Origin of the sequence: Rhodococcus sp. PML026, assembly GCF_000963615.1 — a bacterium.
In the GTDB taxonomy this organism is placed as follows: domain Bacteria; phylum Actinomycetota; class Actinomycetes; order Mycobacteriales; family Mycobacteriaceae; genus Rhodococcoides; species Rhodococcoides fascians.
Genome location: NZ_KQ031373.1, coordinates 479,087 through 497,762, shown reverse-complemented (window position 1 = coordinate 497,762; position 18,676 = coordinate 479,087). Strand labels below are relative to the sequence as shown.

The 18,676-nt window shown below is 64.7% G+C and carries 12 protein-coding genes; 4 read left to right on the top strand and 8 right to left on the bottom strand.

The window, feature by feature from the left end:
• Positions 1–2 precede the first annotated feature (2 nt).
• Complete coding sequence (locus VF34_RS12945) at positions 3–1,547, top strand: acyl-CoA carboxylase subunit beta (protein WP_027494804.1); 1,545 nt, start codon at positions 3–5, stop codon at positions 1,545–1,547.
• Positions 1,548–1,710: 163 nt separating this feature from the next.
• Here VF34_RS12945 and VF34_RS12940 read toward each other — a convergent pair whose 3' ends face one another.
• The 5 genes from VF34_RS12940 to VF34_RS12920 all read right to left on the bottom strand — a co-directional run bounded on the left by VF34_RS12940 (position 1,711) and on the right by VF34_RS12920 (position 12,126).
• A complete protein-coding gene (locus VF34_RS12940; protein WP_032371690.1) occupies positions 1,711–2,682 on the bottom strand; it encodes a hypothetical protein in 972 nt (323 codons plus the stop codon).
• Positions 2,683–2,987: 305 nt separating this feature from the next.
• The gene (locus tag VF34_RS12935; protein ID WP_032374172.1) at positions 2,988–6,305 is read right to left on the bottom strand and encodes an arabinosyltransferase domain-containing protein; all 3,318 of its coding nucleotides are present in this window, start codon (positions 6,303–6,305) and stop codon (positions 2,988–2,990) included.
• Positions 6,306–6,380: 75 nt separating this feature from the next.
• A complete protein-coding gene (locus VF34_RS12930; RefSeq protein WP_230595289.1) occupies positions 6,381–9,551 on the bottom strand; it encodes an arabinosyltransferase domain-containing protein in 3,171 nt (1,056 codons plus the stop codon).
• A 10-nt stretch (positions 9,552–9,561) separates the two neighbouring features.
• Positions 9,562–11,331 (bottom strand): hypothetical protein, encoded by a 1,770-nt coding sequence (locus VF34_RS12925; protein WP_032374171.1) that lies wholly within the window; start codon positions 11,329–11,331, stop codon positions 9,562–9,564.
• A 96-nt stretch (positions 11,332–11,427) separates the two neighbouring features.
• A complete protein-coding gene (locus tag VF34_RS12920; protein ID WP_045841680.1) occupies positions 11,428–12,126 on the bottom strand; it encodes a nitroreductase in 699 nt (232 codons plus the stop codon).
• A gap of 79 nt (positions 12,127–12,205) precedes the next feature.
• Between VF34_RS12920 and VF34_RS12915 the strand changes: the two genes are divergently transcribed.
• A complete protein-coding gene (locus tag VF34_RS12915; RefSeq protein WP_032374170.1) occupies positions 12,206–12,658 on the top strand; it encodes a winged helix-turn-helix transcriptional regulator in 453 nt (150 codons plus the stop codon).
• 45 nt (positions 12,659–12,703) lie between these two features.
• On the opposite strand, the gene VF34_RS12910 is transcribed toward VF34_RS12915, so the two are convergent.
• Genes VF34_RS12910 through VF34_RS12900 form a run of 3 tightly spaced genes read right to left on the bottom strand, consistent with a single transcriptional unit; the run spans position 12,704 to position 16,880 of the window.
• The gene (locus VF34_RS12910) at positions 12,704–14,662 is read right to left on the bottom strand and encodes a galactan 5-O-arabinofuranosyltransferase (protein ID WP_045841506.1); all 1,959 of its coding nucleotides are present in this window, start codon (positions 14,660–14,662) and stop codon (positions 12,704–12,706) included.
• A gap of 5 nt (positions 14,663–14,667) precedes the next feature.
• Positions 14,668–15,432: a decaprenylphospho-beta-D-erythro-pentofuranosid-2-ulose 2-reductase gene (locus VF34_RS12905; protein WP_032374169.1), complete on the bottom strand. Its 765-nt coding sequence runs from the start codon at positions 15,430–15,432 to the stop codon at positions 14,668–14,670.
• Positions 15,429–16,880: a decaprenylphosphoryl-beta-D-ribose oxidase gene (locus VF34_RS12900; RefSeq protein ID WP_027494795.1), complete on the bottom strand. Its 1,452-nt coding sequence runs from the start codon at positions 16,878–16,880 to the stop codon at positions 15,429–15,431. Before VF34_RS12900 ends, VF34_RS12905 begins: the two co-directional genes overlap by 4 nt.
• A 47-nt stretch (positions 16,881–16,927) precedes the next feature.
• Between VF34_RS12900 and VF34_RS12895 the strand changes: the two genes are divergently transcribed.
• Both VF34_RS12895 and VF34_RS12890 read left to right on the top strand, forming a co-directional pair.
• The gene (locus VF34_RS12895) at positions 16,928–17,446 is read left to right on the top strand and encodes a GtrA family protein (protein WP_080733317.1); all 519 of its coding nucleotides are present in this window, start codon (positions 16,928–16,930) and stop codon (positions 17,444–17,446) included.
• A 173-nt stretch (positions 17,447–17,619) separates the two neighbouring features.
• Positions 17,620–18,648: a TerC family protein gene (locus tag VF34_RS12890; RefSeq protein ID WP_032374168.1), complete on the top strand. Its 1,029-nt coding sequence runs from the start codon at positions 17,620–17,622 to the stop codon at positions 18,646–18,648.
• Positions 18,649–18,676: the final 28 nt, after the last annotated feature.

The following is an 18,676-nucleotide window of genomic DNA, read 5'->3' as shown; positions in this document are numbered from 1 at the left end:
TTTTGAGTGGCACCACTGCGGAGAAGCTGGCCGAGCTACGGGCGAGGCTGGAGCTGGCCAAGGAACCGGCCGGCGAGATCGGCATCGCCAAGCGCGCCAAGAAGGGCATACCCAGCGCCCGAGATCGCGTGAACTCGCTGCTCGACCCCGGCAGTTTCGTCGAGATCGGCGCGCTGGTAAAGGCCCCGAACGATCCGGGTGCCCTCTACAGCGACGGCGTCGTCACCGGGCACGGAACCGTCGACGGCCGTCCGATCGCAGTGTTCTCGCACGATCAGACCGTGTTCGGCGGAACCGTCGGCGAGATGTTCGGCCGCAAGGTCGCCGGCATCATGGACTTCGCGATCAAGATGGGCTGCCCGGTCGTCGGCATCAACGACTCCGGTGGAGCTCGCGTGCAGGACGCCGTCACCTCCCTCGCGTGGTACGCCGAACTGGGTCGACGCCATGAGGCGCTCTCCGGCCTGTGCCCGCAGATCTCTCTGATCCTCGGTAAATGCGCCGGTGGCGCGGTGTACGCACCGATCAACACCGACATCGTCGTCGCCACCGAAGAGGCGTACATGTTCGTCACCGGACCGGACGTCATCAAGTCCGTCACCGGCGAGGACGTCAGCCTCGACGAACTCGGTAGTGCCCGTGTCCAGGCCATCAACGGCAACGTGCACCACGTCGCTGCCGACGAGAAGGCCGCATTCGACTGGATTCGGAACTACCTGAGCTACCTGCCGTCGAGCTGCCAGGAAGAGGCGCCGGTGATCAACCCGGGGCTCGAGCCGGAGATCACCGAATCCGATCGCACGCTCGACTCGTTCATGCCCGACGCCGACAACGCCGGTTACGACATGCACGACATCATCCTGCGCATCTTCGACGACGGCGAGTTCCACGAGATCGCCGCCCAGACTGCACAGAACGTCATCACCGGCTTCGCCCGCGTCGACGGTCGGCCGGTGGGAATCGTCGCCAATCAGCCGATGCACCTGTCCGGGGCACTCGACGCCAAGGCAGCGGACAAATGTGCGCGGTTCATTCGCCTCAGCGACGCCTACAACATTCCGATCATCTTCCTCGTCGACACACCCGGCTTCCTGCCCGGCGTCGACCAGGAAACCCTCGGCGTCATCCATCGCGGTGGCCGCTTCATCTTCTCGTTCGTCGAAGCGACGGTGCCGAAACTGACTGTCGTCATTCGTAAGTCGTACGGCGGCGGATACGCGGTGATGGGCTCGAAGCAGCTCGGATCCGACATCAACCTCGCCTGGCCGACAGCCCGCATCGCCGTCATGGGTGCCGAGGGCGCCATCAACATCATGAGTCGCAAGCAACTCGCCGAGGCAGGCGAGAACGCTCCGGCGCTGCGGAAGCAGCTCATCAACTTCTACAACGAGCATGTCGCAACGCCGTGGATCGCTGCCGAACGTGGCTACATCGACGCCGTCATCGAGCCCTCGCAGACGCGCCTCGAAATTCGCAAGGCCTTGCACATCTTGAAAGACAAGGAAGTACACAAGAGTCCGCGTAAGCACTCTTTGCTGCCGATCTAGCCAAGCGCGCCGGTCCTGCGTCGGGGTCGCTTCGCTCCCTTTTGGGATCAATGTGGGTTTCAGTCGCTCTGACTGCAACAAAGCCACATTCATTCGTCTGTCTCCCCGAGCCAGAAGCGAATGAATGTGGCTTTGTTGCAGTTGGAGTGCTTGCAAGAGACATTCATCCGGTCGACGTCGCGCTCCGTCGAAGAACGAGGTTCGGACGGGGCCGCGCCAGAGCCTGTTGATAGCCGGCCCGAAGATCCGCGAGTACGCGCTGGGGGTCGTCCCGGATGTCCTGCGGCAGATGTGACACCACGATCGCGCCGTGGCGTTGCAGGAGAGCTCGGCGAGCCATCGTGTTCGCATGATCGATCGGCGAGAGGTGATGAGCGAGGGAGTCGATCTCCCACCCGAAGCAGACTGTGTCGAGGAAGCCGTCGGGGCTACCGAGGAATGTACCGTCCGAGGTGAACAGCCGGGCATTGTGAATCATTGGTGGGAGTCCGCTCGATCGGTAGAGCCGTTGAGCGTCCGCCTCGGCGACGGAGTGAGCGTTTCCTTCCAGATCCCTGATCGCCAACCGTGTCGATGCGCTGTAGCGTCTCGGCCCCTCCGCCAATTCGATTGCCAGCTCTTCGAGTGATGCCGCACCCCGTCTGATGATCTCCGCAATCAAAGCCGTGCACTGAGATCGTCCGCGTAGTGCGCGGGTCGCGTCGACGACACTCCGGGATACCGGAGCGCAGCGCGGACCGTGGTCGAACACCGTTTCGGGCATGCGCCAGGTGCGTTCGGATCGGACGAATTTGACGGATGCTCGCTGCATCTCGTTCGGGACGAGAATGTGAACTTCATTCGACGGTGGATTCGGCCCCAAGCCATGCACACTCAATGCCGCGTTCCCAGTGAGGATGCTGTGTGGACCGCCGTACGCCAGGGCAGCAGCCATTCGCTGTCGGTGAGATGGGAAGCCGTTGTGCAGCAGCACCACCCCTGGGAGCAAGTGCTGCCAAGGTCCGCCGGCTGCGCATCGGCCGGCTACCGTCCCGTCCGCGACACCGGCCGAGCGAAGCTGTGCCCTTGTCACGACGCCGTGATCGGCGACGTCCTCGAGCATCGATAGGTCTGTGGCCCAAACTCCCCGTTTCATGCCTCGACTGTCGAACGCGACACTGACACTTCGACGTCGAAAACGGCCGTTCAGGGGTTCCCTGTGGATGGTCGACGAGGTTGTGCACAAATGCCTCGAGGGCGTGTCTTGTGCACCGAAGACTGTCGGGGGTCGGTGGTAAGCCCCCGATCCATCGATCGTGCGCCAAACCCCGCTCCATCGGCCGTACGCCAACCCCCGTCCGCATGAATGCGGGATTCAGTCAGTCAGAGTGCAACAAAGGGACATTGATCCCAAAAAGGAGCGGGCGACACCACGCGGAGGGGCGGGTGAGGCTGGGTGGACTATTTCTCGAAGACTCGCAGCTTTCCGTCCTCGTAGAATCCCGATCGCGTGGTTTCTCCGGTTTGCAGGTCGGCGGGCACGGCGCTGGGGTAGTACTGCTCGTAGCGCTCGAGTGAGCCCCAGTCCCTGGCCCAGTCGTTTTTGAGGTAGGTGGGGACGGCAACTGGCTTGGCGAGTAGTTCGGACCATCCGAGCGGTCCGCCGTTCTCGCCGGATTGCCAGGTGTCGGTGGAGCTGACGGCCAGTGGGCGGTCGGGGAGGATGCGGTAGCCCGGTACCTCGGCGACGCCGTAGCGGTGGTCGAACGGCCGTTGGCACGGGAACTGGAGTCCGACGGCCCAGTCGAGCAGAACGGGCTGCTCACTGCCGATCATGGTGTTCAGATTCTCCATCACCGGTACTCGCGGCGGGGTGAATGCGAGCCACTGGTCGCCGGTGAGGTTGGGGTCGTTGGCGACGATGCGGACGGCGTCGGCGTCGGGTGCGATGTCTGCCAACGGAACTCGCAGGTTGCGCCACGAGGGTGCGGGTCCGATGTCCCGAGGTAGGTAGGTGCCCTGCGCCTGGACGCTTCCGTCGGGCTGGCGCTTGCCGTATTCGAGCAGCAGCGACTGGCCGTAGGTGAGGGCACCGGTGTCGTCGTAGGACCAGATACGTCCGGCCGCGGAGAACACGACGAGTGGTGCGTCGTCGCTGCGGGCGGGTAGCTGGTACCAGCTCGAGGTGGCCTCGGCCGGTTCCTGGATTCCTTCTTGGTAGGAGCCGAGGACGGGTGTGGTGGCGGGGTCGAGTCCGAAGGGGAGGGCGGCGGTGGAGCCGTTGACGCCCAGTGCGCCGGTGCCTCCTGCTGTGCCCGAGCTCTGGCCTTCCTCGAAGGCGGGTCCGACGGCTTGTTGGTCGGTATTGCCCTGTCCTGGTTTGACTTCCACGGCGTCGGCGCTGAGGTCGCTGGGGATCCCGTTGGCGGTGAAGTTGCGCAGGGTGTCGCTGGCTCCGCCGAGGGGGCCTGCGACGGGATCGAATTCACCCGGCAGGGGGCTCAGCACATCAGCGTTGGGATCGGCTTCGACGAGCACGTCGTTGGCGAGTCCGCACGAATTACCCAGTACCGATTGCACATTGGAGCGCGCGAGCGAGTAGGCGGGATATTGGGAGACGGCACCCTTGACGAGGGAGAGGACCTCGAACAGCACCATGATTCCGGCGATGACGGTCAGTGGTGCGGCAGCGAACGTGCGAATGCGTCTACCGCGGGCCGACGTCGGTTTCGGTTGTGGCGGAGCGTATCCCTCACGTAGGTATTGGAATGCCGCGACGGCGAGAACCAGTCCGAAGAGGACGAGGAACAGCGAGCCGGATTCGTTTCCGCCGAGCGAGACCGTCTTGTCGAACCACGGCACGCCGTAGCTCGAGACGTACCAGTAGCCGTTGATGCCCGAGAACGACAGTGCCAGAACGAACATCAGGCCGGCCGTGAACAGGGATCGGTTTCGGCGTGAGCGCAGTGCACTGGCCGAGACGGCCACTGCGGTCAGTGCGGCGAGCCCACCGGCGATTCCGGCGTAGGAACCGAAGTGGTGAGTCCACTTGGTGGGGTTGAACATCATGAAGAAGATGGTTCCGAGGACGACGCCGAGCAGTCGCCAGGCAGGCCCGTTCGCGATGCCGGGAATGCGCCGGCGTCGCAGGAGCACGAACAGCGTGGTGAACAGGCACAGGAGCATCGCGAGGAACGCGAAGCGGCGGGCCACGGAACCGTCGACGGTCTGGACGAAGAGGTAGTAGTACCGCAGGAAGTCTTGGTACCACGCCTCGTTGGGGCCGATGATGGTGCGCACTCGGGTGGACTCGATGACGGTCGCGAAGGTCTGGTCGGCGAACACGACGACGAGGACGAGTACTCCGGCCGCGGCCAACGGTGCCAGCATGGCGAGGGTGCCGACCTGCCGGTGGCGTCGGACCACGATGCGAGCGATGGGTCGGGCTCCGGCGAGAAGCGCTGCCACACACATCAATCCGGTGGGTGCGGCGGCCAGGGTGAAGGCACCGATGAGGCAGGCCGCGGCTGCGGGAAGCAGTCTGCCGGTGGCGATGGAGCGTTCGATCGAGCACCAGGTCAGCAATGCGCCGAGGGCGACGATCGGCTCGGGACGCAGTCCGTTGTTGTACGGGAGCCAGAAGGCGAGGAACACCAGTCCACCGGTCCACAGCGCCACGTTCGATTTGCGCACCGCGCGTCCGAGTCGCGGCACCACCTCGCGGCTGATCACCATCCAGCACAGGACTCCGGCGATCAGGGCGGGCAGGCGCATCCACGGGCTTGCGGTCGAGATCTTGGCGAAGACGGCCAGGACGTCGTAGTACCAGCCGAACGGTGCCTCGGGGACGCCGAACCAGCGGAAGTAGTTGGCCATGTAGCCGGAATGTTCGGCCGCGCGGGCCATGGTGAGCAGGTAGCCGTCGTCGGAGGTGTTGGCGCCGACGAAGTGCCAGCCGACGAGGACTCCGAGAACCGTGACGTCGACGCCGGTGAACTTCCACCAGTGCGACGGGAAGAAGCGGCGGTGCGCGCGGCGATCGGTGCCGTCGAGCCGTGCGAGCGCGCCCATGGCCAGCAACGTGCAGGCGATCGCCAGCACCATGATCAACGACTTCAGGATGGTCGGAGTCGACGAGAAGCGGGAGTCGACGTCGACGGTGACCGACATGTCGGCCGGGGCCGCGCCACTGAGATCACTGAAGATGCCGACGACCTGCGGACGGAGGTCGCCGTCGAGCCGACCCTGGACGGGTTGGCCGCTCTCGTCGGTCAGCCCGGTGAAGGCTGCGGAGGTGTACTGGTCGTTCGAGGTGATCTCGATGGCGGCGCAGCGCGTGCTCTGGACGTCGGCGCGCGGTGCCGTCGCGACGACGACGTTGCGGTCGAGGACATCGACGTTCGACTCGCCGACGCGAACGAACAGGCTGTTGAGGGCTGCACCCTCACCTTGCGGGGGTGCGGTCGCCAGCAACAGCCCGCCCGACGCGGGTAGTGCGGCCACAGCAGAGCACGGGAGGGTTGCGGACAGTCGCAGGGGTGCCTGGGACACCAGCGGGGCGTCCACGTCCTGTAGGAGGCCGTTCTGCGGCCACTCGATACTCGCGGTGGTCTGCGTGACGGGTGCGAACGGAGTGATCAGTGCGAACAGCACGCCGAGTATGCCGGCCACCATCGCGATCAGCCGGGGAATCCGTACCTGAGCACGAAGTTCGTCCGAGGCTCCGAGCGGAGCGGGGACGGGGGGACCAGCTGATGAATCTGTCACGACGTCGGGCACGATTGTCGATGTTATGCGAGCGTGACTTCGAGGTCACACAGGCGCCGTCCCCGGATCCGATGGAGAAACAGGGAATCAGCCGGTCTTCATCGGGCCGTCGCTGGACAGTCCCGACCGAGACTGTTGCTCGACGGTGATCCGGGCGGTCGCGGCAGCCGGATCGAGTGGCGTGTATCTCTCGATCGACCCCCAATCGCGGGCGTAGTCGTCGGCCAGATACGACGGCAGAGTCTGGGCACCGAGCAGCAGTTCGGTCCACCCCAGCGGGCCGCCACCGAAAGAATCCTGCCAGGCGTTGGTGGATTCGGCTCCGGTTCGGTCGGGCAGGATGCGGTACTGCGGCACCTCGGCGACGCCGTAGCGATGATCGAACGGACGCTGGCACGGGAACGCCAGCCCGACCGCCCAGTCGAGCAGAACGGGGTCGGTGGACCCGACCAGAGAATTCAGCGTCTGAGTTTTCGGGACGCGTGGGGGAGTGACGGCGAGCCACTGATCTCCGGCCAGGTCGTTGTCCTCGGCGACGATGCGAACGGCGTTCGCGTCGGCGGGTAGGTCGTTCATCGGTACGCGCAGGTTGCGCCACGACGGTGCGGGGCCGATGTCGAGAGGCGTGACACGGCCGAGTGCCTGGACGTCGCCGCCGTCGCGGCGTCCGTATTCCAGTTCGACGCGTTGGCCCGGGGTGACGATGCCGTCCTTGTCCACCGAGCGAATTCGGCCTGCGGCGGCGATGGCGATCAGGTCGCCCTCTCCAGGCAGCGAATACCAACCGGAGGTCAGTGACGCGGGCTCGGTCGCTCCGAAGCTGCCGAGGACCGGGGTCGTTTCGGGGTTCAGTCCGAACGGCAGAGCGACTGTGCTGCCGTTGATTCCGACGTTCTCGTTGGTTCCGCCCGAGGTGCCTGCGGAGTTCGACGAGGTGGCCGACGCGCTCTCTTCGGAGTCCTCGGGGCGGATGGAGTTGGCACTGCCCTGGGCGGTGTCCTCGGAGTCGGCCGTGAGGTCTTCGGCGACGCCGTCCGGGGTGAATCCGGTGCTGCCACCTGCTCCCAGCGCGTCCGGGGCGGGGTCGATCGGCTGCAGGACGGACCCGTTGACGTCGGTCTCCACCTGCACGTCACCGGCGAGTCCGCACGAGTTGCCGGCGAGTGCGGAGAAGTTGGATCGCGCGATGGAGTACGCAGGGTATTGGGCCACAGCACCTTTGGCGAACGAGAGCACTTCGAATGCGACGACACCGCCTGCGACGATGGTCAACGCGGAGGGTGCGAAGCGTCGACGCGTGGTGGTTTCTGCTGTGCGATAAGGCAATCGGACATGTTGGTACGCGGCATACAGCAGGGTCAGCACGGTCAGGCCGAGCAGGATGGTCGAGAAGCCCTTGCCGGCAATGGACGGCGGCTTGTCGAACCACGGAATGCCGTAGCTCGAGACGTACCACCAGCCGTTCGAGCTGGTGAACGCCACGGCCGTCAGGAACAGCACTGCGGCGGTGAACAGCGTTCTGTTTCGCGGGGATCGGACGGTAGCCGCCGTGACGGCCACCGCTGCCAGTGCGCCGAGAGACGCGGCGAGACCGGCGTACACACCGAAGTGGTGGGTCCACTTGGTGGGGGTGAACATCATCAAAGCCAGTGCGCCCAAGACGATTCCGAGTATCCGACGCGATGGCCCGGTGGCGGTACCGGGGATGCGTCCGTTCTTGCGGAGCATCACCGCGATGCAGACGACGATGCAGAGCAGCATCGCGAACATGCCGAATCGTCGGGCGAGCGAGCCGTCGGGGGAGATGGTCATCAACGCGTCCCAGCGCACCCGTTCCTCGAACCAGGGCACGTTGGGTCCGAGAGCCGAGCGCACCCGGGTCGCTTCGAGCACGGTGCTCAGAGTTTGGTCGGCGAAGATCGCGATCACCACGGCCAGTCCCGACGCGATCAGCGGCGCGAGGACCGCGAGCAACCCCACTTGGCGGGCTCGTTTGACGATGATCATCACGATCGGGCGGAGTCCGGCGAGCAGCGCGGCGACGGCGATCAGTCCGGTGGGTCCGGCGGCGAGCGAGAAGGCGGCGATCAGTGTGCCGACCGCGGCGGGCAACAGTCGTCCGGTGGCGATCGCACGCTCGATCGAGCACCACGTGAGCAGCGCGCCCAGGGCGATGACGGGTTCCGGGCGCAGTCCGTTGTCGTAGGGCAGCCAGAAGGCGAGGAACACCAGGCCTGCGGTCCACAGCGCGACGCGGTTGGTCAGTACCGCGCGCCCGAGGCGGGGGATGACCTCGCGGCTGATGACGAGCCAGCACAGCAGTGCGGCGATGGTGGCAGGCAGGCGCATCCAGATGCTGGCGGTGCTGACTTTGGCGAGGGCGGCCAGCATGTCGTAGTACGGCATGCCGAACGGTGCTTCGGGAACGCCGAACCAGCGGAAGTAGTTGGCCATGTATCCGGCGTGCTCGGAGACGCGTGCCATGTTGAGCAGGTAGCCGTCGTCGGAGGTGTTGGCACCGATGAAGTGCCACAACACCAGCACCCCGACGACGACGGCGTCGACGCCGGTCACCGACTTCCAGCGTGACGGCAGGAAGCGGCGGTGACGCCGACCGTCCACGCTGTCGAGGCGATGCAATGCGAACAGGGAGGCGACGACGGCCAGCGCGCCGACGATCATCGCCAGCAGCTTGAACGTCGTCGGGGTCGAGGAGTAACGGGAGTCGATGTCCACGCGCACGTTCAGACCGTCGACCGACGCGGTGAGGTCGGTGAAGATGCCGACGACCTGAGGTCGGACGTCGCCGTCGACAGTGGTGGCCGCGCCGCCGAGGTCGACCACCGTGCGAGCGGCGTTCGAGGAGATCGTCAGCGCGCAATCGGAGGCCAGGTCGGATACGGGAGCCTCGGCGAGAACGCGATCGCGAAGCAGCACCTGCAGTCGATCGTCGTCGACCCGCACGGTCAGTGCTCGCTGCTCGGTTTTCGCCGCTGCGATCGGAGCGGTGGACATCACCGTGCCGCCGCCGTCGAGCCGAGTGGCAGTACTGCACGGGATCGTCGCGTCCAGATCGAGCGGGGAGTAGCTCACCAGCGGAGCGTTGACACTACCGAACGAGCTCTGCGGCCACGACAGCGTGGAGACGTCCTGCTGCACCGGCAGCAGCGGAGTGGCGATGGCCAGGACGGCACCGATGATGCCGGTGACGATCGCTATCAGCCGGGCAGTCGTGATGTTCGGAGCGGTCGCAGGCACACCGGCGATGCTATTGGACGAGCGAGCGCACATCCCACACCCATACGCCGCCGGTGTATTGCGGCTGGACGTCGAGCAGCTCGGTGACCGTGCTGCGCAGGGCGACGGTGTTCTTGCTCGGCGGAAGTACCACGACGTCGGCTTCCCAGAAGCTCATGTCCTGCGCCGCCTGGCTGCGCTGATCGGCGGTGATTTCCGGAACGGTGCCGGAGTCGTAGACCGAGCCGAGCAGCAGCGCCGTCGGGCGATCGACGGCACCGTACTTGGCGACCTTCTCTTCCTGATCGCTCGGTCCGACGAAGTATCCGGCGGCAAGCGTGAAGCCCATGTCCGCGTCCATCTGCCAACGCAGCGGCCGGGCGTCCTCGGGCCGTGGGAGAGGGACGGTGACGACGGAACCGTCGTCGACGTAGTTCTGCCAATCGCCGTCGGCGAAGAACCGAGGTGTGGGGGATTTGTCGACGGTGACCAGCGGCGTCGGGATCAGCGGAACGAGGGCGAGGGCGAGTCCGGCGATCCAGAATGCAGGCAACGGCCGTAGTCCGTTGCGGAACGTCCGATCGGTGGCCAGGACGAGCAACAGAGCGAGTGCGGGGACCGCGCCGAGGGCGAAGCGGGTCTCGAGGACGGATTCGACGAGTGGGTATTCGGCGAGTTTCGTCCACGGCAGGGTGATGCCGGTGTCGTTCTTGCCGATCATCAGCGTTGCGCCGAGCGAGAGCACGCTCATGACGATGGCCGTGGCAGCCGCGGCTCTGGCGCAGGCAACACGCCACATCCACACTGCCGCCACGAGGCACAGCACGAGCAGCGGCCAGCCGAAGTAGGCGTTCTCCTCGGTGGCGTTGATCCGTACGTTCTGACCTGGGGTGGCGACGCCACCGATGGATTGCGTCGGGAACTGGAACAGGGCTTTGGCGTCGTTGCCCATCGGGCCGTGTTCGAGGAAGGAGTACGACTGCGGTCCGAAGAACTGCCACCACAGCGGCAAGGCGACGATGGCCAGCGCGATGGTCGCCGACACCGCGAGCCGGGGTACGGCATTGCGTACGGCCCGCCACAGGGAACGCGGCCGGGACAGGTAGTAGACGACGGCGAAGATGGCGAACGACATCGCGAAGATCAGCAGCGGTTCTTCGCCGAGCAGGATCTGCAGCGCGACGATCAGGCCGAGCCCGACGGTGTTCTTGGTGGTTCCGCCGCCGTGTGCGATGCGGGTGACCAGCATCGCGATGACCGGGAGCAGGAACAGCACCACGAAGTTGGGGTGGCCGTTGGCATGGGAGATGGCACCGGGCGCGAACCCGCACAGTGCGCCGCCCATTGCGGCGGCACCCTTGGACGCGTTCAGCTGACGCGAGAACAGCCAGTACCAGGCGAACGAGGTGCCTGCGAGGCCGGCGGCGAGGGCGATTGCCCAGGTGACGGTGGGTCCGAACAACAGCGTGATCGGAGCGAGCGGGATGGAGATGCCGAACATCGCCGTGTTCGCCATCAGATTCACCCCGAGCGGGTAATTCTGCAGGTCACTGGACAGTGGATTGTCCAGATGCGCGACGGCATGGGCGGCGACGGAAAAGAACCACTCCCACATCGTCTGGTCCTGGCCGCTGTTGTAGAGGTAGCCGCCGTTCAGATTGCGCCACTGACCCTGTAGGACGTACACGGCGGCGATCAGAAATCCGACGGCCGCCACGAGGTCGCCTCGCCCGACGCCGGAGTGTCGAGCCGGTGCCGTGGTCGGCTGCCGCTCGAGAACTCTCTGGTCGTGGGTGGTCATCGCGTCGAGGTTACAGAAAGATCACGGTCGGCGAAAACTCGAACGTGCTGGGTCACACCGGCTGGAGTGCGACGCCGCCCCACCCCTATGTACGGATCAGTCACCGATCCAGGTGGTCACGTTCGTCACGTCTGCCCGTTCGGTTCGGAACGAGTTGATCGGGTGCTCCAGGTCCGCGTATCCGAACGAGATACCGAGCACGATGCGCCGGTGCTCCGGTATGTCGAAGTAATCGTGCAGAAAATCGGAGTACGACGCGAGGGCGGCCTGTGGGGCGGTTGCGATGCCGAGGCTGTGTGCGCTGAGCAAAAAGGTGTTGACGTACAGACCGCAGTCGATCGCTCCGTACTCGCCGAGATCGGCCTCGGTGGTGATCACGGCGACGTGTGGCGCATCGAAGAAGTCGAAGTTACGGAGCATCTGAGCAAGGGCGCGCGGATCCCCCTTCTCGATGCCGACACTGTCGTAGAGCTGCAGTCCGCACGCACGGCGACGGTCGCGATAGTCGCCGGCGTACTGGGTGGGGAAGGGGATGTCACTCTGCACGGGGCCGCCGCCGCGGACGTGGTCCTGGAGTGTCCGGCGGAAGCGGTCTGTCCCTTCCCCTTCCGTCACGATGACCTGCCACGGCTGGGTGTTGCACCACGACGGTGTGCGCTGGCTCAGGGCGAGCACACGCTCGATATCGCCGCGTGGCACTGCATCCGGCCGGAACTGTCTGCACGTCCAGCGTTCTTCGAGAATTCCGGCGAGTGCCGAGAATTGCTGCCCTCGATCGTCTGTCACAGCGTCCATGTACACCCCTGGTCTCATTTCGAGACTACAAAGTAGCAGCAATAGTCTCGTTTCGAGACTGCTGGGTAAGGTCGACGGTATGCGTCATGCGGAGCTGGCCGATGTGCCCTGCTCGATTTCGAGGTCTCTGTCCGTTCTGGGTGACCGGTGGACGCTGGTGATTCTGAAGTGGTCGTTCGCAGGGGTTCGCCGTTTCAACCACTTCCAGAGCGCCATGGGGATCTCACGAAGTCGGCTGCAGGATCGACTCGACCGCCTCGTCGAGCACGACATTCTCGCCAAGGTGCAGACCGATTCCACCTACGCGGAATACCGGCTGACCCGCAAGGGCCACGACATCTATCCGATTCTGATGGCCTTCAAAGACTGGGGCGACGCGTACATGGCACCCGACGGTGTCCCCGTGCACTACACGCACCGCGACTGTGGGGGCAACGCACACGTGAGGCTCGAGTGTGACTCGTGTGGCGATGAGATCACGGCTCGTCAGGTGCTGCCGGCGCCTGCCGCGGGTAACCCGCTTGTGCCGTGACGTACTCGGCCTGCGGCCGCGGTCTCGATCCGGCGCGCATGGCGTTTATGCAGTGCGCACCGCCAGTGCGAAGGGGCCGATATCGGTCACGGTGAAGCGTGGATCCTCGAACAGTGACTCGGGGAAGGTGACGGTGTAGCGCCGCACGTTCGGATCGTTCGGGTAGACGTCCTCCGCCAGTCTCAAGGTGTAGCCGTCGGCACCGCGGCGGAACAGGAAGGCGTCGGGGGCGCGCCACTGGCTGGTGTCGAGCGCCTCGATCATCTGGTCGGGGGTCTCGAGCTCGGTCCACCGCTCGATGGCGTCGGCCCGCTGATCGAACTGCGCCAGTGGATTGGCGTAGTGCGACGTCAGTCCTTGGAATCCGAAGTACGGGTAGTAGCTCAGGAACGAGGTGTCCGCAGTGAGCAAGACGGTTTCGTCGCGCGGTCGACCGGTCTGTTCGGTCAGGGCGTCGTCGACCTCGCGGTAGTACGAGACGGCGCTCGGCGGACGCATATCGGCACGGTTGCCATCACCGTCGGTGTCGGAGTACGCGACGGTGATCTCGCTCTGCAGTACCTGGGGGATGTTCTGCGCGAAGGCCATTGCGCCGATGGTCGCGACGACGACGGCAGCGATGCGGAACTTCGGTGGCTCGTTGATGGCCTGGTAGATCGCGTGGCTGCCTTCGAGGAATCCGAAAACGCCTGCGCTGCCGAGCAATACGATGAGAACCGCTTCGAGTCGGAACGAGAGCAGTGTGGTGCCCGCAGCCGTGGCCGCCATGGACAGCAACGTCCACAGGTAGACCGCGACGACGCCGACTCCGAGTGCCTGTGCTCGACGCGACGACGAGAAACGTACTGCGACCCATACCGTTCCGAAGAGGCACAGAATGCCCATCATCGAGAACTCGAACATCGGGAACGGAAGCGTTGCACCGGCCTCGGGCAGGTAGTGCAGTGCGGTGCCCGATGTGGACGGTGCGCCGCGGAGGAAGTCGACGAGATACGGCAGCCATACCGTCGCCGCTATGAGGCCCGAGATGACGGCGATCGCAGCCACTTTGAGTGCAATGGGAATCAGGGCCCGCCAGGTCTTGCGCTCGCGACAGGCGAGAACGGCGGCGAACAAGGCCATCAGCACGACGGTGAACGCGGCCAGACCCAGGTACAGGGTGTAGAACGTCGCGGCCAGGCCGAGGAACAGGCCGGTACCGATTACCGCTCCCCAGCCGCCTGCTGCGCGTCCCCCCGTGGGGATGAATGTCCCATTCTTGCCGTCTGACCGACTGGATGCCGCATTCATCCCGACGGGGCGATGCAACGCGCCCCAGGCCAGGAGCAATGCCGGGGCGAACAGCAGCACGATGACGGCGCTGTAGGCCTCGGGCGAGGCGTAGGCGACAACCAATGCAGTCGTGACAGCGCTGACGGCGACAGCCCAGTCACTGCGGATCAGGGCCTTCCACAGTACGAAAGCGACCACCGACGTGACAGCAAGCAGTCCGATTGCGTACGGCTTGAACACTTCCCAGCCGTCCATACCCAGCAGGTTGCCGACCCGTCCACCGAGCCAGAACCAACCGGCGGGGTAGAACGGTGGGATGTCGGCGTACGTCATGTCGCGCAACGACGCCGAATCCGTCAGCCGCGTCAGGTATTCGGTCCGAAACTCCTGGTCGACGGAGATGCCGAACAGGTACAGCTTGGTTGCCGCCAAGGGCATTCCGAGGGTCACGGTAACGAAGCCGGACAGCCCGACCCACGCTGTGATTCGAGCGATCCACGGCCACTTACGGATTCGGTACAGGTAGATCGACGACGCGAACAGAGCCGCGGCTACCACCTGGCCCAGAGTTGTCAGAGCGCGAGTGACGTTGGACGAGTTGAACGCCGGCCACTGAACCAGTGAGAAGGCGTACAGCCCGACCGTCGCCACCACGACTGCGACGAGCGCACCGAGAACGATCTCCCCGACGGCAGAGGCGGTTCTGCGAGCCGGTGCAACCCCGTCAGTCATCGAGATCAGATGGGCAGCTTGCGGAAGATCGGCCGCGGCACGTGTCGCAGCACCATCATCACCAGACGCCACGGTGCGGGAGTCCAGATGAGCGGGGTGCCCTTGCGCGAAGCGTTCACCGCGAGCTTCGCGATGACCTCCTTGTCGACGGTCATCGGCGCTTCCTTGACGTGGTCGCTGAACTTGGTGCGCACCATGCCCGGACGAACGACCGTGACCCGAGGACCGAACTCGCGCAACGCTTCTCCGAGTCCGAGGTAGAAACCGTCGAGACCGGCCTTGGTGGAGCCGTAGACGAAGTTGGAGCGACGGACCCGCTCGCCTGCCACCGAGGACATGACGATGATGCGGCCGTACGCCTGCGCCTTCATCTTCTCGCCCAGCAGAACGCCGACCGACACGGATGCGGTGTAGTTGATGTTCGCGGCCAGGACGGCCTTGCGCTGGTCCTGCCAGAGCTGCTCGGCATCGAAGTCGACGGCGAAGGCAACGATCGCGACGTCGACGTCACCCTTGGCCCAGGCCGCGTCGATGACCTTCGGATGCGAAGCGGTGTCGAGTGCGTCGAAGTCGATGACGTCCACGGACTTCGCGCCCTTGGCGGTGAGCTGTGCAACGGCACTCTCACGCAGCGGATCGTTGGGCAGCGCAGCGAGAACGACGCGTGCCGGAGACTTCGAGAGGTACTCCTCGGTGATCGCGAGACCGATCTCGCTGGTGCCACCCAGAACGAGAATCGTCTGTGGGTTACCTACGGCGTCTATCGTCACAGCAGTTCCAGCCTTCTAGCCATATCGGAGGCGAAAACGCCTGTGGGGTCAACGGATCGACGGACCTTGATCCATTCGTCGATCCGCGGGTACATCGAGTGGAACGTCTCGGCGTCGGTGCGCGAATCCTTCGCGGTGTACAGACGACCGCCGAACTCGAGCACACGCTTGTCGAGTTCGCGGACGAACTCGTTGAGGCCCGGCTTGATCGGGAAGTCCACGCAGATGTTCCAGCCTGGAATCGGAAAGCTCAGTGGCGCTTTGTTTCCCGGCCCGAACAGCTTGAACACGTTGAGGAACGAGTAGTGCCCGGACTTCTGGATGTCGACGATGATCTTCTTGAACTCGTCGACGGCCTCCGGCGGCACCACGAACTGGTACTGCAGAAATCCCTTGGAGCCGTAGGCGCGGTTCCACTCACTGAACATGTCGAGTGGGTGGTAGAACGCTGTCAGGGACTGAACCTTGTTCCGATAGTTGCCGGCCTTGCGGTACCAGGCCTCGCCGACGGCGGAGAACGTGTACTTGTTGGCGAGCCCGTTCGGAAAGATATCGGGGAACTTCACGAGCGGCTTGGCGTTGAAGCGCAGCGGATCTTTCTGCAGCTTCTCGGGAAGCTGGTCGAGGCGCGCCAACGATCCACGTGAGAGAGCTGCGCGGCCGAGCTTGGGGGGCGGAGCGACGGCGTCGAACCAGGCGCTCGAGTAGTCGTAGTTGTTCTCACTGCCGTCGCTGTGCAGGGCAATGGTCTCGTCGAGGGTGCTGGTGACGTCGCCGTCGGCGATGAAATAGGCCGTTTCCGTGGGCGTCATCTCGATCGTCGCGCGCAGGATGATGCCGGTCAGGCCGTTGCCGCCGACCGTCGCCCAGAAGAGCTTGGCGTTCTTGCCGGTCGGCGTCAGGTGGCGGATCTGACCGTCAGCGGTGAGGAGTTCCATCGAGCGGACGTGGTTGCCGAAGCTGCCCGCGCTGTGGTGGTTCTTGCCGTGGATGTCCGTGCCGATTGCTCCGCCGATGGTGACCTGACGGGTACCAGGAAGCACCGGAACCCACAGACCGAACGGCAGTGCAGCACGCATCAGTTGGTCGAGGTTGACGCCACCGTCGACGTCGACGATGCGCGTCGAGGCGTCGATGCTGTGAATGCCGTTGAGGGCATTCATGTCGATGACGAGTCCGCCGGAGTTCTGCGCGTTGTCGCCGTAGGAGCGGCCGAGGCCGCGGGCGATGACGCCGCGTCGGAGGTAAGCCGGCTTGGAGTCGTTCTGCTCGGCGACCTGCTTGACCGCGTTCGCGATGAGCTCGGGGTCGGAGGTCGAGAGCACCTCGCCGGTGGAGGGCGCAGTGCGGCCCCAACCAGTGAGTGTGCGGGTCTGCGTGGGTAGCGGCGCAGTGTTCCCGGCCTGTGGTTCCAGGGGGAAGAGTGCGTCGTCGGCTGTCGTGGACATCGCTCAAGAGGGTACCCGCATTGCGATAGCAGCTAATGTCAGTCCTCGTGTCCACCCCTGATCGCTCCATCGAAGACGGCTCCGGGAACGACGACTGGTCGCCCGAGGACGACGAGCTGCAGCATCACGTCCCGCTGCCCGTCGAGCTGCCACTGACCGAGAACATCGCCGACGCGGCCCTCGATCTCAAGACGCAGGTAGTGCGGTTCTTGGCGACGGGTGTGTTGTCGGCGATCGTCGATCAGGGCGTCAATCTGATCCTGCATTTCGTGTTCGGCGTCGGGGTGACTCTGGCCAAGGCAATCGGGTTCGTGCTCGGCACCACCACGGCGTACCTGATCAACCGTCGGTGGACGTTCAACGCGGCACCGTCCCGTGCTCGGTTCTTCGCCGTCGTCGCGTTGTACGGAGTCACCTTCGCCGTCCAGGTCGGGATCTACACCTGGCTCTACCAGGTTCTGCCCGACGGCTTCTGGTACGCCAACGTGGCGTTCGTCGTCGCGCAGGGAACGGCGACGGTCATCAACTTCCTGGTGCAGCGGTTCGTGATCTTCAAAATTCGGTAACTGTTGTGGGGCGCTGAGTTTCCTTGATCCCGGGCCGAAGTCCTGGTTCAATGTGCCCCAGGAGGGGAGTATCCCCCAGCAGCTTCGTCGTCACCACGGCCCGGCAATCCGGGCCCGGCGAGCGGCCCACGTCGGGCGGGAGAGACCTCCAGTTCACCGAACTGGAGGTTGTCATGTCCGTTCCATTTTGGGCTTGGGTGGCAGTACTCGGCTTCATCGTCGCTATGCTTGCGGTCGATTTGTTCGCCCATCGGCGAGCACACGTCATCGGAGTGCGCGAAGCGGCTGTCTGGTCCGGTATCTGGGTCGCTTTCGGCGTTGGATTCGGTGCACTGATCTGGGCCACCGCCGGTGCCGAGTTCGGCCAGCAGTACTTCGCCGGCTACCTGATCGAGAAGTCGCTGGCGGTCGACAACGTGTTCGTGTGGGCCATCATCTTCACGTATTTCGCGGTGCCCAGGGAGTTGCAACACCGCGTCCTGTTCTTCGGCGTACTCGGTGCGCTGGTCTTTCGTGGCATCTTCATCGCCGGGGGATCTGCCCTCATCGCCAGCTTCAGCGCGGTGCTCTACCTCTTCGCGGCCTTCTTGATCTTCACCGGATACCGCATAGTGCGTCAGCGCAACGAGCATCTCGATCCCGAACAGTCTCGTACGCTGCGGTTGTTCCGTCGCTACGTTCCCATGACCGACGCGTTCTACGGGCAGAAGTTCGTGGTGCGCATCGGGGGCGTTGCGTTGGCCACTCCACTGTTGGCGGTGCTCGTACTCGTCGAGGTCACGGACATCGTCTTCGCTGTCGATTCCATCCCGGCGATCTTCGCCGTCACCGACATCCCCTTCCTGGTGTTCACCGCCAACGCATTCGCCATTCTCGGACTGCGCGCGATGTACTTTCTGCTCGCGGACCTGATGCACCGATTCGTGTATCTGAAGGTGGGACTGGCGTTGGTCCTCATCTGGGTCGGCATCAAGATGGCACTCAAGGTCGACGTGTTCTACATCCCCACCGCCGTCTCGCTCGGTGTCATCTCGTCGATTCTCGCGGTCTCCGTGATACTCAGTTTGCGAGCCACCCGAGGGCAGGATGCGCGCCCGGAGGTCGACCAGTCGGCGTCTCCGTTCCGGACGGCGACGGAAACGGAACTTGCTGCGGCTCAACCTTTGTGGAGCACGCGCGGTCGACGGAAAGACCGTCTGTAGCCTTCGCATCGGGTGTTGGGGCGACGCC